This window comes from Clostridium omnivorum (assembly GCF_026012015.1).
GTDB classification, from domain to species: domain Bacteria; phylum Bacillota; class Clostridia; order Clostridiales; family Clostridiaceae; genus Clostridium_AX; species Clostridium_AX omnivorum.
The window spans coordinates 3,583,834-3,609,389 of record NZ_BRXR01000001.1 but is presented as its reverse complement, the minus strand read 5'-3'; the positions used below and the strand labels follow the sequence as shown (position 1 = coordinate 3,609,389).

The window sequence follows — 25,556 nt, the reverse complement described above, 5'->3', positions numbered from 1 at the left end:
AAAAATAGAGTGCAAATATGGTTATATTTACACCCTTTGAAGAAAATTCATTTTAATGAATCTAATCTATTCCTGTAACATCACTTCTACGTTCCATAAGTACTACATCATGCCATGCTCCATTATTCATTTTAGCAACTCTTTCTCTTATTCCAATTTCTCTGAAGCCACAACTTTTATGCAGTTCTATACTTGCAGTGTTTTCTTTTATAATACCTGATTGCAAAGTCCAAAATCCATTTTCTTCTGACATTTTAACTAAAGCCTTTAGAAGAGTTCTCCCTATTCCTTTCCCCCTATATTCTTCTCCTATATATATGCTGACTTCCGCAACACCAGCATAAACACATCTACTTGAGGTTGGGCTTAAAGCTCCCCATCCTAGTACCTCGTTTCCCTTACGAGCAACCAACCTACAAGTTTTAACATGCCCATTATTCCAAGCATCATAGCTTGGTATTTCAGATTGAAATGTAGCTTTGCCTGTTTTTATACCTTCTAGATAGATTTTAGCTACTCCCTCCCAATCTTCATCTGTCATTTTTTCGATTTTATAGTCCATTGTAAACACTTCCTTTAAATAAATCTATTTCTAACACTTATACCCCCTTACCTTGTCTCCAGCAAAAACTTCAGCAACAATTTCAATTTTTATTTTTCTTCACTGCATCCGTTAGTACTTTTAAACTATCAAGTAGCTGATCTCTTTTATTCTCTGGAACTGACATAAAAATATCTCTATAATAATTTTCCATACTTCCTTCAGTATTTTTATATAATTCCTTTCCTTTATCAGTTAGCTTTATTGTTACATATCTTCTATCTTCCGGATGTAATTCTCTAATCACTAAACCACTTTCCACAAGATTATTAATTGTTCTACTCATTGTACTTTTATCTAATTCCAACGTTTTAGCAAGTTCATTCAAGGAAATTTCTTCTGCCCTTCCAACTTCAACAATTGCATGACATTGTGAAATTGTTATTCCACAGCAGGTTGCTTCATCTTTTTCAAGTATTCCTAAATTCCTTACAAGTACTCTAATCAATTCCCTTAAGTAGTGACTTTCTCTATTATCCAATTAATCACCTCCATATAATTGTAACTCAAAACTGTTGTGTATTGCAACTATATTACAAACAAGCATCAACTCACCTTAAAGAATTTACTTCCCAAAAGTAAGTTAATAAGTTATAATACTAGTATGGAATTTTGGTACTTATCAAAATGTTCACAGAAGTATAATTTAGAAAGAAGGTTGATGTAAAATGATCACTATTGTTGCTAAGAGTGAAATAAAAGAAGGTAAAGTAGAAGAATTCATAGCTTTAGCTGAAAAGCTTATAAATGAGAGTAGAAAAGAAGCCGGTTGCATATCCTACTATTTGAATCAAGATATAAATAATAGTAATGTGCTTACCTTTATGGAAGAATGGGAAAGCAAAGAAGCTATAGCATTACATAATAACAGCGAACACTATAAAACAATTGTACCAATGCTAGGGAAATTTAGAGTTAGTTCACCAGACGTAACTTTATATGAAAGAATTAAATAGACTTGGAGGAAATGAAAATGGAGATAATTAATAGCAGAAGAAGCGTAAGAACCTATAAGGATATTAAAGTTGAAAAAGAAAAAGTTGAAAAACTACTAAGAGCTGCTATGCAAGCTCCATCAGCGTATAATCAACAAGCTTGGGAGTTTGTAGTAGTTGAAGATAAGAACACTTTAAAAAAGCTTTCAGAAACCAGCCCATTTTCAAAGCCAGTAGCAAATGCACCATTAGCTTTTGTAGTTTTAGGCAATAAGGATAATATGAAGGTACCAGGATGCTGGCAGCAAGATTTAGGAGCAGCTTGTGAAAATCTATTACTTGAAGCTGTAGAGCTTGGACTAGGTGGAGTATGGATGGCTGTTACACCTGAAGAAGATAGAATAAATTATATAAAGAATATGTTCAATTTGCCTGAAAACATTATTCCATACTCATTAATCCCTATAGGATATCCAGCTGATGAGCCTAAATTTGTAGATAGATTTGATAGTACAAAAGTTCACTATGAAAGATGGTAAACCATAGTTAAAAATAATAATTAAGGTTCTGATTGTGAATGTGTTTGTTATTATACCCTTCTTAATCAGAACCTTTTCCATTTTTAATGTAGAGTTCTTTTAAAATAACAGAACTATTCTACTCTTTCAATTTTAAATCTAAGTACAGTTTTTAGCTTACTAGGTTCAGTCTTTCTAATATCTGAAATATACAATTCTCTGTGAATTTTCTCTATTCTTTTTAAATTGTTGTCTCTGCAGTAATCCTCCATTATAGCAAAACTCTTTGGCTCCTCATCATAGGGACCTAAATGAAGCATTTGAACACATAATCCATCCTCTATGCTTTGAAACTTAACTTTATCTAACAATACATGTGGCTTTTTACTCTTTAAACTTTCAATTACCTTTTGTGCTAAATCCTCAGTAACAAAGTCTGGCTGCCTTATCATGATTTTATAGATTAAACTGTTCTTATCCAATTTTTCCAAATGTCTTGCCTCTTCTGCTAAATCCCACACTCCTTCTAGTGGAAATACAGTATAATCAAAATATCCTTCTGGAATTATTCCTTTCTTTGGCATCATCTTAACAGCATAAGCTAATGAATACAACACTCCAACAGCTTCTGAAAAATCTTTCTCATTTGGATTTCCCTTTCCTTCTAGTATAAAGAACTTAAAACTAGGAACCTCAACAACCTCTGGCTTATTCTTAGGACAATAAAATTCTTTAGCTGCTTTTTTCCATTCGTATTTCATCTTGATTCCCCCTAACCAATTCTACCGTAAGTATACTAAAGAAACCCTGACAACAGTATGTCAGGTTATTAATATTTATTTTAACTCTGGGTCGTGAAGTGCCTACATTATCACCTTTAGCATTACTCCCCTAAACTTTCAATCATAAAAATATAAACAAGCCTTTAGATTATTTTTAACAACTTAGTGGGATACTATAATTTAAATAATATAAACTAATTTTAAGGTGGTTATATATATGGATATAAGTATAATTGGAGTTCCAATCTTCTATGGTGCAGATAAACAAGGACCTCAATTTGGACCTGCAAAGCTAAGGGAAAAAAATATAGTTGAAGTAATTGGAAGTCATAATCACAGAGTATTTGACTTTGGTGATTTATTTGTGCCTGTGGTAAAGGAGTATAACAAATTTTTTTCTCATCCAAATATGAAGTATCTTGAACCTATAATTCAAGTTAATAATAATCTTGCTCACATAGTTTATTCCGCCATAAAGGGTGGAAGCTTTCCATTAGTATTTGGCGGAGACCACTCCATAGGACTTGGAAGCATTGCAGGAGTAAGTAGAGCAAATAAAAACTTTGCTGTAATTTGGGTTGATGCTCATGGGGATATTAATACACATACAACTAGTGAAAGTGGAAATGTACATGGCATGTCTTTAGCAAAAGCTATGGGAGTAGGCTATGATGATTTAACAGATGTATACTATAAAGGCCCAAAAGTGTCCAATGAAAATGTATTTATAGTTGGAGCAAGGGACTTAGATCCTGGGGAGTATGACCTGATAAAAAAAGAAAACCTACATGTTTATACAACAAAGAGAATTAAAGAAAAGGGCATTGAACATGTACTAGAAGAAGTTTTAAAAGATTTAAGGGATAAAAATATTGATACTGTTCATCTTAGCTTCGATATAGACTTTATAGACGCAAAACTCGTTCCAGGTACTGGCACTGCTGTAGCAGATGGACCTAGTATTGAAGATGCTAAAACGCTATTAAAAATCTTAGCCGAGTCAAAGCTTGTTAAGTCTATGGATTTTGTTGAACTTAATCCATTACTAGATGTTAATGATACAACAGCTAATATTGCTGTAGAGCTTTTAGATTTAACCTTTAAATATATGTAAAAATTCATAAAAAACCTCAGCATTTACTGAGGTTTTTATAAAATAAATATTCAATTTAATTAATATGCTTAGATAGACTTGCTGCTATTTCAGTTAATTCCTTCACTAGCTCCTTTGCTCTTTCTGCCATATTAATATGTTCATTTGTCGTAGCTGCGGCCTCTTTAGAGCTAAGCATTGTTTCATTTGAAACTGCTGAAACATTTGATATGGAATTAACAATTTTTTCATTCACAATCAATACTTCATTAATACTTTCACTTACATATTGGCTCTTAATTTTAATTTCTTCCGACACATTATTAATATTTTCTAGAAGTGCATTTGTTTCTTTTACTTTATTATTTTGAATTTCATTTTTCTCATTAATTATTGTAATATAATTCACCATATTGTTTGTTTCTCTATAAAGCTGATTTACAATATTATTTATATTATTTGAAAACTGTTGACTTTGCTCAGCAAGCTTTCTAATCTCCTCAGCTACTACGTTGAACCCTCTTCCAGCTTCCCCTACTCGCGCAGCTTCAATAGCTGCATTTAGTGCCAATAAATTAGTTTGTTCAGATATACTTGCCATCATATCATTTATAGAAATAACCTCATTGGTCTTTTCTTTTAATACATTTGAAAGCCTAAAAGTTTCTTTATTAGTTTTGTTTACTTCCTCAGATATATCAAATAACTCCTTAGAAATTACCATTCCAGAAGCTACAGTATTATAAATTGTTTCAGAGCTGTACTCCATCTCTTTTGATGTAATTGAAGCCTCTGAAATTTTATTATTAATCTCCTCAACCAAGCTGGTTTGAAGTTTAATATCACTGGAGGTACTTTCAGCTCCTTCAGCTATTTCCTCAACTGCTAAAGAAACAGAACGAGAAGATTGTTCCAGATTATTTACAATATCAGTTACCCCAATTGTATTTTTATTTAATACTTCTACAGATTTAGCAACATCTCTAAGTATCTCATTTTGATGCTCCTGGCTTAATACTACACTATCCATTGCGCTATCAGAATCATCTTTAATCCCTTTAGATACTTGAACTACTTTAATTATTGAATAACTATACATAATCATTGTACCTAATTGCATTGTATAGTTGGTAGTATCAGTTGCAGAAACTTGTCCAGCTTTAACCCTTAAAAGAACATGCAAAAGATTAATTGCAAATATTATAGCAGTATGTATATATGTCAACTTCTTATCTGAATATAGGCAATAAACTAATGTTAGAGGAAATGCAAAAACAAATACTATTGCAAAAGTACTTGTAAACATTGTAATTACATATACAGCCATGGAGCTAATAAACAAAATATGTTTAATATTTTTACTATCTTTTTTCTTCATATACAATAATTGAGAAACTACAATAGCTAGGATTATAATGCACATTACTATCATTAGAAAGTTCAGTGTTCTTTTGCCCTTCATGAATTCGGCAATAAAGCCTAATGCCAGAATAAAACTAATAACCCAGTTGATCATAATAACGGCCCTATTTACTCTGTTAGTAAAAGAATTAAAATTATTCATCTTGAACCCCCCTTAAAATGGTCTATATAATTTATCGCAGTTTATATGCATTACTTTAATTAGTTAATGTATAAACTACCACATTTTACCTCAAAGGTCTATTCCAATACCTTTCTTAAGTAATATGCTGAAAATAAAGGAACTGCAGCAATAAAAAGTAGATATATTTTTATAACTGATAGACTTTTAAAAATTGACAGCAGCAGCAGTAAAATTAATGAGCTTACTATTCTACCGCCATTAAGTGCCAAATCCTTACTAATCATATATTCAATTCTCATATTTTCTTCATTAGTCTTATCTATCACATTAAAGGTTGAAGAAGACAATTGTATAGTAAAAAATGGTAAAAATAAAGCATCCATTATTATATAAATAACTAGTGTACTAAAGGCCATCTTATAGGCTATACCCCATACAGCAATAAAAATTCCTACAGTTCCAAGATATGTTGATAGTTTTCTCTTTTGCGGTTTTATTACCCTTTGTACTAACACAAAAGAACCTGAGGATATGAGAGATGATAACAAAGTTAACTTACCAAGAGACAGTTCACTTCCAGTAGTTTGTATAATTAAAATATTAATAACAAAGACTATTATTACATCTCTAAACCCCCATAAGACAGTGGCTTTTAATATTATACTCCACTGATCATTTATTTTTGAAAAAACCATTTTAATATCAACCTTGCTGCCATAATTCTTACACTTTATCATATAACTTGTTATCATTAGTAGTACAAAGACAACAAGAGTTATTGTAAACACTATGGTATATCCTCTCAAGCTTGTAAATCTGCTAATTATATAAGCAGCGGTTATAGGTGCAATTGCCGCAGTTATTCCGCCACAGCAGCCATTATAGCCATTAAAGGTATCTCTATTGTTTATACAAGTATAGTCAAAACTCAGAGTGTTATAAGCCAGCCAATAAAAGCCGGAAGCTAAACCATATAATAAGCCCAACATGTATATATAAAGGCTACCTTTACTTCCCAAAATTAAGACTAAGACATAAAATATGGCATATAGCATTAATCCAATTCTTAATGACCACATGCTATTTTTTCTTTTAGCTAAAATTCCACCAAAAACAAAAGCAATAGGCGTAGTTATATAATGGGTCAAGTTATATAAAACTATAACTATAAAATTACCAGTTTCCCTCCAAAAATAGATATTTACAAATACATTAGAAAGCCCCATTGCGAATGTAAATAGGGCACTTATAACTAAAAGTATCTTTGCATCCTTACACATAAACTTCTCCTTATTAATATCAGTAGTTTTTTTATTATGTGCAATAGTTTAAAGATTATTTATGTAAGCATTCTACTTTACCAATTTGATACATTTATGTAATTGGTTTATAATATCAATATAGACTACCATAATTAGTCCACTTAAGAAGGGGTGAGTAAAATTAATTTCAAATCAAAATTCATTATTTTATTAACAGCAGTGCTAGCCAGTGCTACTTTTGTCAGCTGTGCAAAGAATACTACTCAAGATACCACAGTAAGACCTGAAAATAATAATGAAAAACAGCAAGCTAATAAATTAGAATTAAGCAAGCTAACAAAGCTTGAGGATACGGGTACTATAAAAGGTTGGATTAACAAAAGTGAATTACTTACTGCTTCACCTACTCATCTACAGGAAAAGGATGTCTCCGGAAGATACAAGTGGCTTGAACTTAAAAAGTTAAACTATAACACACTTGAAGTAAAAAAGCTTATTGAAGATCAATTTAATTACCTAATACTTTCACCAGACGGTACTAAAGGAGCCTATAAAAAATCTGATGATAACAGTGACATAATGGGAACTATAGATATAAACTCTGGTAAAACCACTTTAATAGGAAGCTTTAGTAAACCAGGCTCTATTATGTGGAGTAATAACAGCAGATACTTTTCTTCTATAGTGAGAGACGGCATAGCTGTATATGACACAAAGACCAACGAGTCGAAACAATATTATATTACAAATTTAAGAAACATAAGTGGTTATGGAGATGTTAAGGTCTCTGATGATGCCAAACATGCCTTTCTTGCTTTGCACTCAGGTTTATACTTAGTAGACTTATATTCCCTACCTAAGGATATATGGGGTCTTGAGGAATTTAAAATTAGCAGCGGTAATATTTCTAGCTATATGTTTTTAAATAACTCAGAAGCTCTTTTTGTTGGATCCAAAGGAGAAATAACTTCACTTTATCAATATGATTTGAACAGTAAAGAAAGGAAGGAAATTCTAGAATCGGTGTCTAATTTTATATTGTCAAATAACCAAAGACATATAGCTTATACAATTAATTCAAACCTATATGTAGGTATTTTAAAAGACTTTACTATTACAAACTCAAGTTCTATTTTTAAAGGTAATATAGCTGCACAAATGTGGTGGAATGAGGATAACCTGAAATTTGTTTTTAGCGGTAGTGAACAAGGCAATGGCAATTTTAAACAATATATAGCTGAATTAAAATAGCAATCTTTTATGAAAATTTAACTACTTAATTAGCTTAAAATCAAAGGCTGCTGCATTTATTAATGCTAGCAGCCTTTAAAACTTTTAATAAAGTTTTTATTTGCTATATACTTGTTTTGCTTCATATCCGAGTGCTTTAAAGTTTGACCATAAGAATTCTATGCTTTGAACTGATACCTTTATAACATTCATTCTTATAGGTAAATTAACTAATTGATCATATTTTAATCCTCTATTTTCTAAAACCTCTATATACTCTTTGCTATTCATCTCTACTAGTGAAGCAGTACCCTCTATCTGCATTCCTGCAAGCTTATTCATAGCTTTAAAAGGCTCATAAATAGAAATAGATACTCTATCATTTAAAAGCAGATGTGCAAATTTCTCTCCACCTTCGCTTATAAAATAGAGCTTATCATCGATATATAAATATTCTATAGGAGTGGATCTTACACTATCCCTATGTGCTGTACACAAGCAGCAGGTATTATGAGCCTTCAAAAACTCATCTATATATTTCTTTAATTCTTTTTTATCCATAGAAGGCTTAATTTTAGTATCCTTTATTTCTTTTATCTTTAATGCCACGTCTACAAATTCATTTTTATTGAAAGCATCATAAGATTTGAAGGGCAGTCTTACCTTCTTTGAAAATTCTTTCATTTTCTTGTAATCTTCACTGTGCAGCTTATCTAAATTTATTACTCCACCTATGGAACTCTGGAAAATAACACTGCTTCCCAATATATCCTTTAGCTCTTTAAGATATTTTTCATAAGCCTTAGCTGAAAGACTGCTGCATAAAAGCACCACCTTTTTATGCTTCATCCACTCGCTATTTTCCTTTACAAATGCTGAAATATCCTGATTAATTCTTTCTTCATAAATTGGAGCACATATTACAAACAAATCAAACTCTTTATAAAAACTCTTGAATTCATTGGTTCTGCATATATTAGCAGGCCCTAAAACCATCGCTAAATCCTTGCTTATGCCTTCGGTGAAACCATATTTGCTTTCGTAGATAATTAAGGTTCTAATCACAAAAACATCCCCTATTCATTCCAAGATTTGAATAATATTTTACCACTTACTATATAATTATCAATAAAATAATACAATTTAGCCGAAAAACAAATCTAGTTTGGAATAGCATTTGTTTCATTAAGTGAATTTTTTATATTTTTTCTATAAATATAACTTGAAGTTATTATAAACTCAGATACTGATGCTGATGCTTTAATAGCATAAACAAGATCCTTTGTTAAAGACTTTTCCTTCAGGTTATATCTTTTTAATATATTCTTTAAGAGTGCTTCCATACTTTCTTCCTGTTTATAATTATATCTAATTTTTAGGTTTCCTCTATTAAGAAATATTAATAATTTCACATGCAAAAGTATTTCATAAGTAAAATGCTCTATCATGTCTTTTCTCCAATACTCCTTACTGTGATAAATACAAAAATAATCACAAGTAAAATGGCATATAACTCCAAGCAGCATTGAAAATTCTGTAATTGACATATTATTTTGTATAATTTTATCTGCATAAAAGTTAATTAAATCTAAACTTCCCTCTAAAGTATGAGAACATCTGATATGCTTCTTATCAAAATCCGGCCTTAGATTTCCCCATACAAAGGCACTTAAATCCAACTTGATATTCAATTTATTTTCAATATAGTTGTATAAAATATTTGATATTATGAAATGGGTTCCTGGTACCACCCTATAGCTCACCCCTTTCTAATATATTTATATTCATTGTAGTACATTGTGATAGTATGCAAAACAAGTTTTAAAAATAATTAACATAGTCTGTCAATTGAACTTATAAACAATATCGTGTTAAAATAAATATAATCTACTTTAAGGAGAAAAAAATGGATTTAAAAACAAAAGTAAAAGAGCTTCCATCCTCACCTGGAGTATACCTGATGAAAGATTCCCTTGATACAATTATCTATGTAGGAAAGTCCAAAAACCTAAAGAGTAGAGTTGGTTCTTATTTTATAAACTCTAAGACTCATTCTCCAAAGGTCGTAAAGCTTGTTAAAAATATAAGTGATTTTCAATATATACTTACTGATACAGAATTTGAGGCCTTTATGCTTGAATGCAAGCTCATACAAGAAATAAAGCCTATATATAATAGAAAAATGAAAAGCCCTCTTGCTTATACCTATATAAAAATAACTATAAATGAAAAGTATCCAATTATTTCGTTAAGTCACCAATATGCTTCAGATGATGACAATCTTTATTTTGGCCCATATACAAATAAAAATACTGTAGACAGAGCTATTGAAGGTATAAAAAATGTCTGCAAAATTCCTTGCAATAATCCTACAACAAAGAATGCTTCCTGCTTAAATTATTCGCTAGGCTTATGCATCGGAACTTGTTTGGATAGCTCTGCTGAAGGTGAATATCTCAAGATAATTGAAAAAGTTATAGCTTTACTTAATAGCTCAGATAACAGTATTCTTAATGAAATGGAAATTAAAATGCTTGAAGCTGCGGAAAAATTTGATTTTGAAGCTGCTGCAAAGCTAAGAGATTATATAGGAGCAATATACTCCATACTGAGTAATGAAAAAGTAATAGAATTTACGGAAGAAAATAAAAATATAGTTTTACTGGAAAAGCTTAATGAAAATATGGTAAAGCTGTTCCTTATAAAGAAAAGCAAAGTTCTCTTCAGTGAAAAATATTCTTTTAACAAGGATAATCACCACAGCTTTAAACTAGATATTCTAGAGAAGATTAACCACTATTTTTGTGATGCAGCTTCTGATGGTTTCACCAAACTCAGCAAAGAAGAGCTAGATGAAGCTCACATAATCTACAGCTACTTAAAATATAAAAATAATGATTGCAGATATGTTATTATTGAGGACAAGTGGATTGATGGTAAAGATAATAAAAACATAGATGATGCAGTTGAAAACATGTTATCTTGCCTGCATATGTAGGCTTTTATGTTTATAAATAATTAAGATTAAAAGGTGGAGTTATTATGATAGAATTAAAATATTTTGAGCAGTCAGATTTTAAGCAGCTGATTGAATGGTCTGGTTCTCCAGAATTCCTGATGCAGTGGAGCGGACCATCTTTTACCTATCCACTAGATGAAAGTCAGCTAAATAACTATATCAATGAGGCAAACACCGAGGATTCTAATATTTTTATCTACAAAGCTGTTTTAACAAGTACAGGCAAAACCATAGGACATGTATCCTTGGCTAATCTAGATAGGAAGAATAATTCTGCACGAATAGGTAGAGTTCTGCTGGGAGATCCTAGTGTAAGAGGACAAGGTTTAGGAGTAAAAATGATTGAAGAAGTACTTCGTATTGCCTTTGAGGATTTAAAATTGCACAGAGTTAGCCTGGGAGTATTTGATTTCAATAAAAGTGCCATTGCTTGCTATGAAAAGGCCGGTTTTAAGAAGGACGGACTGCTTAGAGATATAAGAAAAATTGGTGACCAATATTGGAGCTTATATGAAATGAGCATATTGGAGAATGAATGGCGGTAACAGTTCCACCTATGATGCACTAAGAGCTGCTGATAATAAGCAAAAGTCCTCAAAAATGGTAATAGAATTTAGATTTGATGCTATATAAAAGAATCTTGCTATTTGTTAATAATTAAAAATGGAAGCCATTTAAGCTTCCATTTTTGAGTACTTACTATATTTTCATTGCAAGGTGAGCTGCACCTAGAATACCAGCATTGTTACCAATCTCTGCAGCTTTAATAATAACCTTTCTGTAATTTGGCATTACAAACCTTGGAAGGTTATCTTGGATATATTTTATTATATATGGTTGTTCCATAATTCCTCCTCCTAGTACTATAAGGGAAGGATTAAATACATGAACTAGATTTATGAGTCCCATTATTATTTCAAAAATCCACTCGTCAACTATTTTTTTAACATGTTCATTACCATCATTAACAAGGTTAAAAATTACCCTGCCATTTACCTCATTTAAAGTTATCTCTTGTTTAACCCTTTTTACTAAGGCTGTAGTAGATGCATAGGCTTCATAGCATCCCCTTGCTCCACAAGTGCAGTCCTTTCCTCCAACATGTGTAACTATATGGCCAAATTCACCAGCAGAACCATAGGCTCCTCTGTATATCTCTCCATTTTCTATTATGGCTCCGCCAATGCCGGTACCATAGGCAAGGCATAAAAAGCTTTTAGCATTAGTACCAGCACCATAGTAGGCTTCCCCTATAGCTGCTGCATTTACATCATTTTCTACAATAGTAGGTATGTTAAATGCATCTTCAATTCTTTTCTTTATTTCCATTCCTGTCCATCCAGGAAGATTTTCGGAAGCAAAAATAATTTTTCCTTCTAAATAATCCACTTGTCCAGCCGTACTTATGCCTATTCTATCTACATCCTTATGCTCACTAATAACAGTCAAAATCCTGCTCATTAGTGCTTCTCCACCTTCATGTGCCATAGTTGGCATTTCACTACTCTCAAGAATCTGTCCGTTTTCATTAATAATACCTATCTTTATCGCAGTTCCACCAATATCAAATGCCAAAATTCTCACTTTATATCACCTCATAAATTAATCGGTTATGCTTCTTAGTCTTATGTTATATTAATTAATATTTATAAACTTGACATATACTTGAAAATATCATCATTAGTTCTAGGTAAATTTTCATGTCCAAAATCATTATAAACTCTTAATTTTTTAGTACTAGTAAGTCTATTATAGATTGCAAATTGTGTTGATGGCGGACATATGTTATCCAGTAGAGTTGCTGTAAATAATACATCACTTTTTATATATTTTGCTAAGTTTTTTACATCTATATAACCAAGTTTAGTGAATACCTGATCTTCTTTTTCATGAAGAGGATCAAAAAATCTAAAGTAGTAATTTAATTCTTCATAAGCGTCCTTTGCAAGATCCATTTGCCAAACCCTCTTATAATCACTTAAAAAAGGATAAACTGGTGCTATTTTTTTGATTCTTGGTTCTAGTGCTGCACAGGCAATTGTCAGAGCGCCACCTTGTGAATAGCCTGTGACTCCTACCCTATTAGCATCTACATCTTCCATGTTCATTACAATCTTTGCAAGTTCAGCAGTATCTAAAAAGATATGTCTAAACATTAAGTCATCTGGGCTGCCTTCAAGTCCTCTAATTATGTGCCCTCCATAAGTAGTTCCCACATTATTTCCTACATCTTCTGACAATCCGCCTTGTCCTCTACAGTCCATTGCAACCACAGTAAATCCCATAGCTACATAAGGAAGTTTTTCTACCCAGTCTCCTGAGTTTCCTCTATACCCATGAAACATAATTATAGCTGGATGCTTTTTTTGTACATTCTTTGGCTTTAAACATTTAGCATGTACTCGAGCACCTCTAACCCCTGTAAAGTACATATCAAAGCAATCAGCGTAAGGAACTTTAAAATTACTTGGAATATATTCTACTGATGGGTCAACAGTTTCTAATTCCTTTAACGCTCTAGCCCAATACTCATCAAAATCTTCTGGGCATGGATTGATTCCCATATATTCTTTTAATTCTTCAATTGGCATATCTAACATTGGCATTGGTTTATCTCCTTCCAGATTAAAATTAAAGCAGACAAACTCCCCTATATGGAAATCTGTCTGCATTTTTGAGGGATATATTTTGATTAAGACATTAGCATATAGAATAATACATTTTATTTATAGCATTTAATTTTCATTAAGCATTGAACTTTTCTATAGAACTAACAACTTTTTCATAAAGTGCTTTCACTCTTGGCATATCAGCTTCATCTACAGGTTCTAATGGAAGTCTTGTAGTACCTATATCTATACCTCTAAGCTTAACAACTTCCTTTGCTGCGCCATAAAGTGATGGGAATGAAAGCAACTCACCTATTATTTCATTTATTGTGAATTGTACTTCCTTTGCTTTTTCTATATTGCCATTTGAAAAATATTCTTCAGCTTTTAGGAATAGCTCTGGCATTACTCCATAAGTACCGCCTATTCCTGAATCAGCTCCCATAATTCTTCCTGAAATATATTGCTCATCAGGACCGTTGAAAACTAATAGTTTTTCTCCACCTATTGCTTTAAACTTCTGAATATCATAAGTGCTCATACTGCTGTTTTTTATTCCTACAACATTTTGATAGGATAGCATTTTCTTTAATAAGTTATTTGAAAGTGAGTATCCTGTAGTTTGAGGAATATTATATATGATAAATGGAAGCTCTGCACTATCCATTATATTTTTCCAATGTAATTCAATACTTCTTTCAGGAAGTCCATAATAAACATTTGGAACTGCAGAGAGCGCATGAGCCCCAACTTCTTTTGCATGTCTGGCAAGTTCCATGCTATCTTTAGTTGCTGCAGCACCTACGTGAACAATAATAGTTAATTCTGATCCTACCTCAGCCATTACAGCCTCAAGCATTTTTTTTCTTTCTTCCACAGTAAGAAGAAATCCCTCTCCTGAACTTCCTCCTACATATAAACCCTTTACACCTTTTTCAGCATAAAATCTAGCTAACTTTTTTGTAGCCTCAATGCTGATGTTATTTTCTTTGTCATAACATGCATAGAATGCAATAAATATACCTTTAAAATCATCTCTATTAAAATTCATATTAATTTACACCGTCCTCTACTTTATTTTAACCCTTAACAGCTCCCATTGTAATACCTTGTGTAAATGTATTTTGGAAACAGATAAATATAATTATCATTGGGAGTGATGCTAAAGCTGCTCCAGCCATTATTGCACCATAGTTTGTTGTAAATTCTTGTTGTAATAATGCTACTCCTAGTGGTAAAGTCATCATTTTAGAACTTCTTATTATTATAAGCTGCATAAAGTAATCATTCCATGAACTTATAAAAGTAAATATAGCAAGCGCGCCTATTCCTGGCTTTACTAATGGGACAACAATACTCCAGAAGATTCTAAATTCTGAGCATCCGTCTATTTTTGCAGCTTCTAAAAGCTCACCTGGTAATCCTGTAGTAAATTGCTTCATAAGAAATACTCCAAATGGCCAGCCAGCTGCCGGAAGTATAAGCGCTTGATAAGTATTTATCCAATGAAGTTTAGATAATATTGTGAATAAAGGTATCATTACTACTTGCTTTGGCAATGCCATAGCCATGATAAGTAACCAAAACAGTATATTCCTGCCTGGAAATCTCTTTTTAGCAAGTGCATATCCTGCCATTGTTGCAGTCAAACATACTACAAGCATAGTAGCAAATGCTATAAAGAAGCTGTTCATTGTCCATGAGAACAATGGATTTTTTGCAAGATCTATATAGTTTTGGAACGTTGGATTTTTAGGAAACCACTGTGGTGGAATTTGAACAGTGACATTTTGTGGTTTAAAAGATCCAGTTAATATCCAATAGAATGGGAACATGAAAATTATAGTTAATATTAATAGTAATACCATAGATAGTACTTTACTTGCAGAAATCTTCTTAATTTTGTTCAACACATTCACCTCCGAATCCTAATATTCAACTTCAGTTCCAAAGAACTTGAACTGTATTATTGATATTATCATTATTATAATTGCAAGAACACAACCCATTGATGAAGCAACTCCGTACTGATTTAAGGTGAATGCTCTTTCATATACTAAGTACATAATAGTTTCTGTTGAAAATGCTGGTCCACCTGAAGTTAAAAGTTGAATTATAGAGAAACATTGGAATGAGTTTATAGTAGTTATAATAACAATATATAATGTAGTAGGCATTAATAGAGGCCATGTTACGTTTTTGAATACCTGCCATGGTGTAGCACCATCTATTTCTGCAGCTTCTAAATAAGTTGGATCCACATTACCTAATGCTGCAACATATAATATAATTGGTTGTCCAACCGATAGAGTTACAAGTATGGCTATTATACACTTTAAAGCAGTTCTTGGATCTCCCAGCCATCCTAATGGCTGCATTCCAAATAATCCTGTCAAATAATTTAGAATACCAAAATTAGGGTGAAGTATCCAACCCCATACTACAGTGATACTTACTACTGACGCAACTGTAGGTAAGTAAAATACCCCTCTAAAGAAAGAACGTGCTCCTGATGGCTTTTTGTATATTATTAGAGAAACACCTAAGGATAATAAAATTACAATAGGTACATTAGCCAAAACTATTATTAGAGTATTAACTAAAGACTTTATAAAAATTTGATCATGAAATATGTTCTTATAATTTGTAAGTCCAATAAACTTAAAATTTCTTAGTGAATAATCAAAAAAACTTATATATATACCTTTAATCATAGGATAGATTACAAACGTTACAAATAAAACTAACATAGGTGCAAGGAAAAGATAAGCAGAAATCCATTCTTTAACATTTGATTTGCTTATTTTTTTCTTTATAACAATTTCATCGGCGCTTGCCTTCTGTATCTTTTGCATGTACCCACCTCCGTGAAAATTATATGGAGTGGACTTAACCACCCCATATTATAAAATTATTTTTTAGTAAGCGTAGCATTTGCCTTATTAACAAAGTCATCCAATCCCTTTTGTGGAGTTGTTTGACCAAGTAATACTTGTTGAAGCATTGGGAAGTAATAAGTTCTCATTTCTGCAAATCCTGGAACAGCATTGTAGTATGTTCCTAAATATTTAATCATGCCTTCTGCATATTTAGCTTCAGCATCATTATATAAGCCAGTAACTGAGGATCTAACTGAGAAACCACCAGTTGAAACTAAGTTTTGTTTAAACATAGCTGGATCATTAGCTATGAAATCTGCAAGCTTTTTAGCTGCTGCAACTTTGTCTTTATCTTTATTGTCAAATACTCCTATACCTCCAATAAAAGCCTCAAGGAATGGCTTTTGTGAAAGGCTTGGTGTTGGATATGGAACGTATACTTCTTCAAATGCAGAAGATTTCTTTGATTGGCTGGAAGCTTTTAATACTGGGTTATATAATATTGAAACTGCAATCTTTTGTGCTAAAAACATATCAATCATATCATTAGATGCAAGAGCTTCTCCGCCTTTTAAAGTTAATCCTGATTTAACAGAATCAGCTAGCCACTGAAGTGCAGCTGCATTGCCAGCACTGTTAAAAGTATATTTTGATAAATCTTTAGATACTATTTCTCCTCCGCCCATATTAGCTATATATGGTCTAGTTCCTTGGTCTCCAGCACTTGACTTAGCATAAACTGCTGATGGTGCTGCTATTCCTGGAACCTTTTCCTTTATAGCTTTTAATAATGCATAGTATTCATCATTTGTCCATAATCTATCCGGTTTATTAAGTGGAAGCATATTTGTAAGTCCTGCTTTATCAAGCATCGTTTTATTAAATACCATCATGTTTGGTGCTGTATTAATTGGGTACATGTAATAATGTCCATCTAACTTACATGAGTTTGTTATAGCTTCTGGTACATCCTTCTTAAAATCATCTGTGAACATATCATCAAGTGGTGCCATAACACCATTTCTTGCATAGTCGATTATTCTTCCTGGATAGTCGTAAACTAAGTCTGGAGCTGAATTTGATGCAATTGCTGTATTAAGCTTTTGTGGACCACTTGCAAAGTCTATCATTTGTAGATTAACTTTTATGTTTGGATACTTTTTATTAAAGTTTTCAATTATTTTCTTTTCATAATCTCCTGCAGTTCCAGTTTGATAGTTTGGATAATCCCACCAAGTTATTTCTACAGGTTTATTACTATCCGCAGCTTTTGAATTGTCTGCTGTTTCTTTTTTTCCACATGCTGAAAATACAGAAGCTGTCATTGAAAGTGCTAGCAATAATGTAAGTGCTTTTATTTTTTTCATCTTTTTTAACCCCCTAATTTAAATTTTATAATTTATTTATATTGATATTATTTCCTCTGAAACAATACAATATTTTATAATACTACTTTTTTAACAGCATCAACAAATTTCTTTGTTATTAATTGTGGTCTTGTTATTGCCCCTCCAACAACTACTGCCCATGCACCAGCTTTAAGTGCTTCAGCAGCTAAAGGCGGAGTTTCCACATTTCCTTCTGCTATTATTGGTACATTTAAAGTATCTTTTAATCTCTTTATTAATTCAATATCTGGTCTTGGTCTATCTAAGGTATAATCAGTATATCCGCTTAAAGTAGTTGAAACAATATCAAATCCAAGCCTTTCTGCTTCTACAGCCTCTTCAAAAGTAGATATATCTGCCATAACAAGACCATTATATATTTTCCTTATCTCCTCTAAAAATTCTTCAAGAGTTTTACCATCTGGTCTTTCTCGTTTAGTGGCATCAACAGCAATTATCTCAGGCTTTGCAGGAAGTAGTTTCTTCACCTCTTCAATTGTTGGTGTTATATAAACATTACTTGTTCCATAAACCCTTTTATAAATTGCTATTATTGGCAAATCAACATGCTGCTTAATTTCACAGCAGTCCTCCGGTGAATTAGCCCTTATGCCTATTGCACCGCCCTCTAAAGCTGCCTTAGCCATTCTCATCATTATTTGAGAACTATGTAAAGGTTCATTCTCAAGAGCTTGGCATGATACAATAAGTCCACCTCTAATAGCTTTTAGTACATCCTCTGAATTATGCACTTTATCCCTCCATTCCTGCGTAATTTTCTGTAATTTAAGCTTCTATTTTTTATTAGTTCACTTTATATATACATTATAACAACGTTTTCAATAATTGTCTATACAAAAATAAAAATTGTATATATAATTTTTATTTTTGTATAGACAATGCATTAATATCTTTTGAATTTGCATAAATTGCATATACCACAAATAAAAAAGTGTAATTCCATAATTGTTTTGGAATTACACTTTTATTAATTATTATTATTAAACAAAACCATATTAAAGGTATATCGTTCAGCATTATAAATTGTCTTAGTAAATTCAATAGGAACTTCCTCAATATTGTACATAAGTCTTTCTGAAACAAGTCCCACCCCTTTAGGTTTTCCAAGCAGCATTTCAGCCTCTTTTTTATTAAGATTAGCTGCCTTTAGGCTTTGCTTCATATAATTAAAATGAATATTATATTCTTCTTTCATTATTGTGTAGAGGGAGCAATGAACCATATTGTATTTTATAATATTAGGGAAAAACTTTTCCGGCAAATAGCAGTACTCTATAGCCATTGGCTCATCATCAGCTAGTCTAAGTCTGTTTAAAAGATATATTTGTTCACCTTTAGGTAACTTAAGCTTTTCTCTTATTTCATCACTAGGCTCAACTTTTTCAAACTCTATTACTTTGCTTCCAGGAACAAGTCCTCTCTTTCTCATATCTTCACTAAAGCTTTCAATTTCAAGTTTTTTCTCTATTACTTCCTTTGATACAAAAGCTCCCTTGCCTGGAATCCTGTAAAGAATCCCTTTGTGCACAAGATTAGTAATAACTTGCCTTATAGTCATTCTACTTACACCATATAACTCTGTAAGCTCTCTTTCTGTTGGCAGTTCTTCCCCAGGCAAATATTCTCTATTTTTAATTTTATCTTTTACCACCTCTTCCAATTGAACATAAATTGGCACCGATGAGTTTTTATCAAGCATTTTTTAACCCTCCAGATATATATTAAAACTTCAAGCTTTTATCTTAATCACTATCTTCTTTACTTCTCTTTTTTCATCTTTCATTATTCCAGGCATGTGAGGCTCTTCTGGAAAAAAGATAAAAAATTCACCTTCTCTTAATTTATATAATACCTTATCTCCATCCATAATCATAGCATCTGACTCATCATTATAAGAATTTTTAACATTTAGGCTGTCAATTTGAGAAAAGCCCATGTTTTCTTCACCCTTTACCATATACTGCACATCTATATATTTTTTATGAACCTCATAGTCCTTACTTTCTAAATGCATTGTTTCATAGGTTTGAACTAGTGCAAAAACATTGTCACTGTCTATTTCGTATCTACCAGCTGCTAGGTCTTTTAAATCTGAACGCTTAAGAAATTCAAATGCTTTTTTGAAATTTATATTTAACCCTTCATATCTTTCACTGTTTTTAATATTATCATATATCATTTTAAGTCCCCCTAATTTTTAAAAAATAACATTAAACTATTTATACTATATATTAATTATATATAACCAGTTTAAAATTGTCTATACAATATTATTTTATATATACATTAATATTTACTCTAAATTATTCACCACAATCTTTCCATTTACTATAACTAGTTTAATATCTATATTTTCATCGAATAAAACTAAATCAGCATCATAGCCTTCCTTTATTTTCCCTTTTCTATACTCTACCCCACAGTGTCTTGCTGCGTTGCTAGTCGCCATTTTCACTATTTCATAAAGCTCATATTTCGTATTATCAAGAACGTTTTTGATGGCTTTATCTAAAGTAAGTATAGATCCTGCCAAAGCACCATTTTCAAGCCTAGCAGCTCCTTCTTTTACAAATACAGCTTGGCCACCCAGTGAATAGGTCCCTTCTGCCATTCCACATGCGCTCATAGCATCAGTAATAAGAATCATATTGTCAGTAGTTTTTTGCTTTAGTGCAACTCTGATGGATGGATAGGCGATATGAATGCCGTCACATATAGCTTCTGTAGTTATATCAGTATCAAATATCGCTCCTACTACTCCTGGTTCTCTATGCTGAAACCCGGTCATGGCATTAAATAAATGAGTAGCATGAGAGATTCCCCATTCTATCCCCTCGATTGTTTCCTTATAAGTTGCTTTCGTATGGCCAGCAGATACTACTATATTATTTTTGCATAAAAACTTTATAAGCTCTTTGGCACCTTCTATTTCTGGAGCCAAAGTCACTGCCTTAATATAGGATATTTTGTCCTGAACTATTTCTACAAAGGTTTCTATTGAAGGCCACTTAATGAACTTTGGATTTTGCGCACCTATTGCAAAAAGGCTGATAAATGGTCCCTCAAGATGCGCACCTAATACGTTAGCTCCTTCTGTACCTCTATTCACAGCCTCTGCTATAGCAGAAATAGCTTTCTTAATATCCTCCATGTCACAAGTCATTGTAGTAGGAAGGTAAGAGGTTGTACCGCTATTTACTATAGTTTTAGAAATATTATTTAATGCCTCATAGTTGCCATCCATGGTATCATACCCTCCTGCCCCGTGGATATGGATATCGATAAATCCAGGAGCTAGATATAGTCCTTCTGCATCAATTACCTCATCATCTATATAATCTTCAGGGTTTACAGCTTCAATTTTTGATGAATTTAAAGATACTGCACCCTTCTCACATTTATCTTCATATACAATTCTACAGTTTTTTATTAGCATGCATATTTCCTCCTTAAGCAAAAGCGCTTCTTTGTATATACACTTTAGCTTTGTATATACTAAATTATATAATATAGACCTTCTCAATACAAGAAATAAATACATTAAATTATACATTAGTATAGTCCTAATCCACAAAAATAAGGTATTTAGCAATAAAAAGCTGCTAAATACCTTTCTTGTACAATATCAATGGTTACAACTATATAAAGTAATTTGAATTGATATAGTAATGAGCTTAAAACTATACTTTCAAGCAGTAATTCTAGAATTTACTTCTCTTCACATAGCGCGTATGAAGTAATTCATGGCTTAAGTGTCCATTTGGCTCAATTAAGAACTCATCATATATCTTCATAATATACGGATTCTTGTGTGATTTTCTAATAGTTAAAGCCTCGTCCTCATCATAAATAGACTTTGCTCTTAAAGCCTTTACGTCTACCTTTTCTCTTACTTTAGAATTGACTATTGGCTGACCTCCACCTGTTACACAGCCGCCTGGGCAGGCCATTACTTCAATAAAATCATAATGCTTTTCACCATTTTGCATAGCATCTAAAACTTGCCTTGCATTATTGAGTCCATTTATTACTGCAGCATTTATGGTAATGCCGTTGGGCAGTTCTATTGCAGCTTCCTTTATTCCACCTGTGCCACGAACAGCTGTATAGTTAACAGTTTCTATATCTTTTCCTGAAAGTATTTCAAAGATTGTTCTAAGAGCAGCCTCTGCGACTCCTCCAGTAGCTCCAAATATTACAGAAGCACCTGTAGATTCTCCAAAGGGATTATCAAATTCTTCATCCTTTAGATTTACAAAATCTATTCCAGCCTCCTTTATCATTTGAGCAAGCTCTCTTGTGGTAAGCACATAATCTATATCCTTCATACTGTCCTTCGACAGTTCTTCTCTACCACCTTCAAACTTTTTAGCTACACAGGGCATAATTGATACAACTACTATTTTTTCCGGATCTATATCCATCTTCTCTGCAAAATAGGACTTTATTAATGCGCCTTCCATTTCACTTGGAGACTTGCAGGTTGATAAATTATCAAGCATATCTTTATAATTATGCTCTACAAATTTTACCCAACCAGGGCAGCAGGAGGTCATAAGAGGCAGTGCTCCTCCACTGAGTAGCCTGTTTATAAGCTCTGTACCTTCCTCCATAATAGTCAAATCTGCTGCAAAATCTGTATCAAATACTTTATCAAAACCAAGCTTTTTCAGTGCTGCTGCCATCCTTCCAGTAACTCTTGTACCTATTGGAAGTCCAAATTCTTCTCCAAGAGCTACTCTTATTGCAGGTGCTGTTTGAACCACCACATATTTATCAGGATTAGCTATAGCCTTCCAAACTTCCTTTATACTATCCCTTTCATAGAGAGCACCAACCGGACAAGCCATTATGCACTGACCGCAATTTATGCAGGTAGTTTCAGAAATTGGTCTGTCATATAAGGCAGTTACCTTGGTATTGAAGCCTCTCATAGAAAAATTAATAGCACCTACACTTTGTACCTTACTACAGGTATTTATGCATCTTCCACAAAGAATACATTTTTCAGCGTCCCTAACAATTGAAGCTGAAGAATCATCTATTTCAGATTCTGTCTTTTCACCTACATATTTAATATCTCGAATATTTAAATCCTTAGATAGCTTCTGAAGCTCACAATTTTCACTTCTTACACAAGTGGTGCATTCTCTTTTATGATTTGAAAGTAAAAGCTCTACCACCATTTTTCTTGCTTCTCTTACATCTGTAGTGTTAGTTTTTACTTCCATACCATTTTCACAAGTTAAAGTGCAAGCTCCTATGAGTTTCTTGCCCACTTCAACAACACATACTCTACAGCTTGCTACTTCATTTATTTCCTTCAGGAAGCAAAGCGTAGGAATCTCAATTCCAACTGACCTTGCAGCTTCAAGTACTGTAGTACCTTTAGGTACTTCAACTTGTATACCATCTATTCTAAGTTTTACTGTTTCCATTGATTTTTCCTCCTTCCAAGCACCTCTATCACACCTTAACTATTGCTCTAAACTTACATACACTCATGCAAAGACCACATCTTATGCAAACTTCAGGATCTATTGAATGTAATTCTCTTATCCTTCCATTTATTGCACCCTGGCTGCAATTTCTAGTGCATAATCCACATCCCTTACATTTATCTTCAAGTATCACATACCTAATTAATGGCTTACAAACCTTAGCAGGGCATTTCTTGTCAGTTACATGAGCTACATATTCATCTTTAAAATAGTGTAATGTCGAAAGCACTGGATTTGGAGCAGTCTGACCTAATCCGCAGAGTGCTGCCTTTTTAATTACCTTGCCCAATTCCTCAAGGGCATCAACATCTTCCAAAGTCCCTTTACCATGAGTAATTTTTTCTAGTAATTCCAGCAGCCTCTTTGTTCCAATTCTACAAGGAGTACACTTGCCACAAGACTCATCCTTAGTAAAGTCTAAAAAGAATCTTGCAACGTCCACCATGCAGTTATCTTCATCCATAACTATCATTCCGCCGGAGCCCATCATCGACCCTAAAGCGGTTAATGTATCATATTCAATTGGAGTATCTAGATTTTGTGAAGGTATACATCCGCCTGAAGGTCCTCCAGTTTGCACTGCTTTAAATTCTTTTGCGTTTGGAATTCCTCCTCCTATTTCATAAATAGTCTCTCTTAAAGTAGTTCCCATTGGTATTTCAACTAGACCTGTATTAGTAATCTTTCCACCTAGTGCAAATACCTTTGTACCAGGACTCTTTTCTGTTCCTATGCTCCTGAACCATTCAGCCCCATTAAGCATTATAGGCACTATATTTGCATAAGTCTCAACATTATTTATTACTGTAGGCTTGCCCCATAATCCGCTGACAGCTGGGAATGGTGGTTTGGGCATAGGCATTCCTCTCTTGCCCTCAATAGACTGCATAAGTGCAGTTTCTTCTCCGCATACAAATGCACCTGCACCTAGCCTTATTTCAATATCAAATTTAAAACCAGTTCCTAAAATATTGTCACCTAAAAGTCCATATTCCTTTGACTGTTCAATAGCTGTATATAGCCTTTGTACCGCCACAGGATATTCCGCTCTAACATATATAAACCCTTTATTTGCACCTATTGCATAACCGCCAATGGTCATAGCCTCAAGTACAGAATGAGGATCTCCTTCAAGTACAGAACGGTCCATAAATGCGCCGGGATCTCCTTCATCTGCGTTGCAGATTATATATTTTTCAGGATTATCCTGTACAGCTGCAAACTCCCACTTTTTCCCGGTTGGAAAGCCTCCGCCTCCTCTACCTCTAAGGCCAGACTGCTTTATCACCTCTATAACTTCTTTAGACGTTATAGTAGTTAATACTTTTCCTAGAGCACTATAACCATCAAAAGCTATGTACTCATCTATATTTTCAGGATCAATAATTCCGCAATTCCTTAAAGCAATTCTTACTTGCTTTTTAAAAAAGCTAAGTTCATTTAAATTTCTAACTCTTCCATCCCCTTCTGCCTTATGAATCAGTCTTTCTACTACTCTATTGTTAACTAAATGTTCTTCTACAATTTCAGGTATATCCTCTACTGTTACCTTGCTGTAAAAGGTTCCTTCCGGATAAACTATAACTACAGGACCAAGCTCACAAAGCCCTAAGCAGCCAGTTTTTATAAGTTCAATTTCATGGTCAACATTATGCCTTTTAAGTTCTGTTTTAAAAAATTTATAAATATCTGCAGAGTGAGGATCGCAGCAGCCATCACCACCACAGACCAATACCTGTGAACGATAAAAATCCATTTATATCCCCCCTCTAGTCGCTTTCTATTTTATAATCATTTAAAATTTTTCCCTGAACAACATGAATGGTATAATCCTTCATAACAGCCCCCACAAGCACATGACTAGCAATTACTCTTCTTGCTTTATAGGGAGACATATTTACATAAGTAACCTTTTCCTCCCCAGGTTTTATAATTTCAACTATTGGCTCTAATCTGCACACACCTATACATCCAGTTTTCACTACAACCACATTAGTAAGGCCAAGCTTATTAACTTCATCTACAATTGCATCATATACAGGCTCTGCTCCAGCTGCTAGTCCACAGGTTGCCATTCCTACAACTATTCTTGTGGTTTTTCTATTGGTGCCTTGGTTAACTCTCTGAAAGGTCGCTTTTTTTATATTTTTAAGATCTTCAATGGTTTTCATG

The 25,556-nt window shown here is 33.0% G+C and carries 26 protein-coding genes; 6 read left to right on the top strand and 20 right to left on the bottom strand.

Annotated elements, in window-relative coordinates; all coding sequences use genetic code 11:
• Nucleotides 1-61 precede the first annotated feature (61 nt).
• Together bsdE14_RS17060 and bsdE14_RS17055 are read right to left on the bottom strand one after the other, a co-directional pair.
• Nucleotides 62-562: a GNAT family N-acetyltransferase gene (locus bsdE14_RS17060; RefSeq protein ID WP_264851209.1), complete on the bottom strand. Its 501-nt coding sequence runs from the start codon at nucleotides 560-562 to the stop codon at nucleotides 62-64.
• A gap of 82 nt (nucleotides 563-644) precedes the next feature.
• Entirely contained in the window at nucleotides 645-1,082 is a 438-nt protein-coding gene (locus bsdE14_RS17055) for a MarR family winged helix-turn-helix transcriptional regulator (RefSeq protein ID WP_264851208.1), read from the bottom strand.
• Between the two features lie 187 nt (nucleotides 1,083-1,269).
• Here bsdE14_RS17055 and bsdE14_RS17050 point away from each other — a divergent pair, with 187 nt between their 5' ends.
• On the top strand, nucleotides 1,270-1,557 hold the full coding sequence (locus tag bsdE14_RS17050) for a putative quinol monooxygenase (protein WP_264851207.1): 288 nt from the start codon (nucleotides 1,270-1,272) through the stop codon (nucleotides 1,555-1,557).
• A 17-nt stretch (nucleotides 1,558-1,574) separates the two neighbouring features.
• A complete protein-coding gene (locus bsdE14_RS17045) occupies nucleotides 1,575-2,075 on the top strand; it encodes a nitroreductase family protein (protein WP_264851206.1) in 501 nt (166 codons plus the stop codon).
• A 113-nt stretch (nucleotides 2,076-2,188) separates the two neighbouring features.
• On the opposite strand, the gene bsdE14_RS17040 is transcribed toward bsdE14_RS17045, so the two are convergent.
• Complete coding sequence (locus bsdE14_RS17040; RefSeq protein WP_264851205.1) at nucleotides 2,189-2,815, bottom strand: GyrI-like domain-containing protein; 627 nt, start codon at nucleotides 2,813-2,815, stop codon at nucleotides 2,189-2,191.
• 238 nt (nucleotides 2,816-3,053) lie between these two features.
• Here bsdE14_RS17040 and rocF point away from each other — a divergent pair, with 238 nt between their 5' ends.
• On the top strand, nucleotides 3,054-3,950 hold the full coding sequence (gene rocF / locus bsdE14_RS17035) for an arginase (RefSeq protein WP_264851204.1): 897 nt from the start codon (nucleotides 3,054-3,056) through the stop codon (nucleotides 3,948-3,950).
• Between the two features lie 55 nt (nucleotides 3,951-4,005).
• On the opposite strand, the gene bsdE14_RS17030 is transcribed toward rocF, so the two are convergent.
• Both bsdE14_RS17030 and bsdE14_RS17025 read right to left on the bottom strand, forming a co-directional pair.
• Nucleotides 4,006-5,493, bottom strand: a complete 1,488-nt coding sequence (locus bsdE14_RS17030; RefSeq protein WP_264851203.1) for a methyl-accepting chemotaxis protein — start codon at nucleotides 5,491-5,493, stop codon at nucleotides 4,006-4,008.
• 98 nt (nucleotides 5,494-5,591) lie between these two features.
• Complete coding sequence (locus bsdE14_RS17025) at nucleotides 5,592-6,755, bottom strand: MFS transporter (protein ID WP_264851202.1); 1,164 nt, start codon at nucleotides 6,753-6,755, stop codon at nucleotides 5,592-5,594.
• Nucleotides 6,756-6,908: 153 nt separating this feature from the next.
• Between bsdE14_RS17025 and bsdE14_RS17020 the strand changes: the two genes are divergently transcribed.
• Entirely contained in the window at nucleotides 6,909-7,988 is a 1,080-nt protein-coding gene (locus bsdE14_RS17020; RefSeq protein WP_264851201.1) for a hypothetical protein, read from the top strand.
• Nucleotides 7,989-8,084: 96 nt separating this feature from the next.
• On the opposite strand, the gene bsdE14_RS17015 is transcribed toward bsdE14_RS17020, so the two are convergent.
• Both bsdE14_RS17015 and bsdE14_RS17010 read right to left on the bottom strand, forming a co-directional pair.
• Nucleotides 8,085-9,032 carry a flavodoxin domain-containing protein gene (locus tag bsdE14_RS17015; RefSeq protein ID WP_264851200.1) on the bottom strand — a complete coding sequence of 316 codons (948 nt, stop codon included), beginning with the start codon at nucleotides 9,030-9,032 and terminating at the stop codon, nucleotides 8,085-8,087.
• A gap of 95 nt (nucleotides 9,033-9,127) precedes the next feature.
• On the bottom strand, nucleotides 9,128-9,730 hold the full coding sequence (locus bsdE14_RS17010; protein WP_264851199.1) for a zinc dependent phospholipase C family protein: 603 nt from the start codon (nucleotides 9,728-9,730) through the stop codon (nucleotides 9,128-9,130).
• 143 nt (nucleotides 9,731-9,873) lie between these two features.
• On the opposite strand from bsdE14_RS17010, the gene bsdE14_RS17005 reads away from it, so the two are divergent.
• Together bsdE14_RS17005 and bsdE14_RS17000 are read left to right on the top strand one after the other, a co-directional pair.
• A complete protein-coding gene (locus bsdE14_RS17005; protein WP_264851198.1) occupies nucleotides 9,874-10,965 on the top strand; it encodes a UvrB/UvrC motif-containing protein in 1,092 nt (363 codons plus the stop codon).
• Nucleotides 10,966-11,009: 44 nt separating this feature from the next.
• Entirely contained in the window at nucleotides 11,010-11,531 is a 522-nt protein-coding gene (locus tag bsdE14_RS17000) for a GNAT family N-acetyltransferase (protein ID WP_264851197.1), read from the top strand.
• A 154-nt stretch (nucleotides 11,532-11,685) separates the two neighbouring features.
• Here the strand turns inward: bsdE14_RS17000 and bsdE14_RS16995 are convergent, their stop codons facing one another.
• The 13 genes from bsdE14_RS16995 to bsdE14_RS16935 all read right to left on the bottom strand — a co-directional run bounded on the left by bsdE14_RS16995 (nucleotide 11,686) and on the right by bsdE14_RS16935 (nucleotide 25,555).
• A complete protein-coding gene (locus bsdE14_RS16995; protein WP_264851196.1) occupies nucleotides 11,686-12,570 on the bottom strand; it encodes an ROK family protein in 885 nt (294 codons plus the stop codon).
• 62 nt (nucleotides 12,571-12,632) lie between these two features.
• Entirely contained in the window at nucleotides 12,633-13,592 is a 960-nt protein-coding gene (locus tag bsdE14_RS16990) for an alpha/beta fold hydrolase (RefSeq protein WP_264851195.1), read from the bottom strand.
• A gap of 139 nt (nucleotides 13,593-13,731) precedes the next feature.
• Nucleotides 13,732-14,646: a dihydrodipicolinate synthase family protein gene (locus bsdE14_RS16985; protein ID WP_264851194.1), complete on the bottom strand. Its 915-nt coding sequence runs from the start codon at nucleotides 14,644-14,646 to the stop codon at nucleotides 13,732-13,734.
• A gap of 28 nt (nucleotides 14,647-14,674) precedes the next feature.
• Nucleotides 14,675-15,463 carry a carbohydrate ABC transporter permease gene (locus bsdE14_RS16980; protein WP_264852286.1) on the bottom strand — a complete coding sequence of 263 codons (789 nt, stop codon included), beginning with the start codon at nucleotides 15,461-15,463 and terminating at the stop codon, nucleotides 14,675-14,677.
• A gap of 60 nt (nucleotides 15,464-15,523) precedes the next feature.
• Entirely contained in the window at nucleotides 15,524-16,450 is a 927-nt protein-coding gene (locus bsdE14_RS16975; RefSeq protein ID WP_264851193.1) for a carbohydrate ABC transporter permease, read from the bottom strand.
• A gap of 56 nt (nucleotides 16,451-16,506) precedes the next feature.
• The gene (locus bsdE14_RS16970; protein WP_264851192.1) at nucleotides 16,507-17,841 is read right to left on the bottom strand and encodes an ABC transporter substrate-binding protein; all 1,335 of its coding nucleotides are present in this window, start codon (nucleotides 17,839-17,841) and stop codon (nucleotides 16,507-16,509) included.
• A 74-nt stretch (nucleotides 17,842-17,915) separates the two neighbouring features.
• Entirely contained in the window at nucleotides 17,916-18,614 is a 699-nt protein-coding gene (locus bsdE14_RS16965; RefSeq protein ID WP_264851191.1) for an N-acetylmannosamine-6-phosphate 2-epimerase, read from the bottom strand.
• A gap of 236 nt (nucleotides 18,615-18,850) precedes the next feature.
• The gene (locus bsdE14_RS16960) at nucleotides 18,851-19,582 is read right to left on the bottom strand and encodes a GntR family transcriptional regulator (RefSeq protein WP_264851190.1); all 732 of its coding nucleotides are present in this window, start codon (nucleotides 19,580-19,582) and stop codon (nucleotides 18,851-18,853) included.
• Between the two features lie 30 nt (nucleotides 19,583-19,612).
• A complete protein-coding gene (locus bsdE14_RS16955; RefSeq protein WP_264851189.1) occupies nucleotides 19,613-20,062 on the bottom strand; it encodes a NanQ anomerase/TabA/YiaL family protein in 450 nt (149 codons plus the stop codon).
• 114 nt (nucleotides 20,063-20,176) lie between these two features.
• Nucleotides 20,177-21,319 (bottom strand): N-acetylglucosamine-6-phosphate deacetylase, encoded by a 1,143-nt coding sequence (gene nagA / locus bsdE14_RS16950; protein WP_264851188.1) that lies wholly within the window; start codon nucleotides 21,317-21,319, stop codon nucleotides 20,177-20,179.
• A gap of 265 nt (nucleotides 21,320-21,584) precedes the next feature.
• Nucleotides 21,585-23,321, bottom strand: a complete 1,737-nt coding sequence (locus bsdE14_RS16945; RefSeq protein ID WP_264851187.1) for an NADH-dependent [FeFe] hydrogenase, group A6 — start codon at nucleotides 23,319-23,321, stop codon at nucleotides 21,585-21,587.
• 28 nt (nucleotides 23,322-23,349) lie between these two features.
• Complete coding sequence (locus tag bsdE14_RS16940) at nucleotides 23,350-25,140, bottom strand: NADH-quinone oxidoreductase subunit NuoF (protein ID WP_264851186.1); 1,791 nt, start codon at nucleotides 25,138-25,140, stop codon at nucleotides 23,350-23,352.
• Between the two features lie 13 nt (nucleotides 25,141-25,153).
• On the bottom strand, nucleotides 25,154-25,555 hold the full coding sequence (locus bsdE14_RS16935; RefSeq protein WP_264851185.1) for a (2Fe-2S) ferredoxin domain-containing protein: 402 nt from the start codon (nucleotides 25,553-25,555) through the stop codon (nucleotides 25,154-25,156).
• Nucleotide 25,556 lies beyond the last annotated feature (1 nt).